Annotated in this window: 1 protein-coding gene; it reads left to right on the top strand. The window is 48.9% G+C overall.

What is annotated here, in order from left to right; translation table 11 throughout:
• Positions 1-74: 74 nt before the first annotated feature.
• The coding region (locus tag CYR32_RS21590) for a hypothetical protein (protein ID WP_146000757.1) at positions 75-331 on the top strand (257 nt) is incomplete at its 3' end.

The raw sequence follows: 331 nt of genomic DNA, 5'->3' as shown, positions 1-331 counted from the left end.
TATTTTGTCTACCCGCCTCCTTTCCCACGTGCTGGAATAGCCGCCGTTAATGGGCCACTTAAAAGGGAAAAACGATGGGATGGAATAAACACACTGCGGCGGTTTATATCAGACAACATGCAACATCATCCTCACAAGGAAGATGCGCAGCCTTTACCCGCCGGGCTATTAATGCAGGCGGCGTAAATATAGGACAGACGTTGCATGCAAAAGATTATGGTCGTTTACTCAGCAACGCAGGTTTTACGGTGATTGGTACAGGAGAAATGTTGCAAGAGGGTGATGTCGTCGTAATCCAGCCCTATCCGGGCGGTAACGAAAGCGGGCATAT

The sequence above is a fragment of the Chimaeribacter coloradensis genome (assembly GCF_002858715.1).
Lineage (GTDB): Bacteria > Pseudomonadota > Gammaproteobacteria > Enterobacterales > Enterobacteriaceae > Chimaeribacter > Chimaeribacter coloradensis.
This window is presented reverse-complemented; position numbering and strand designations above follow the sequence as displayed.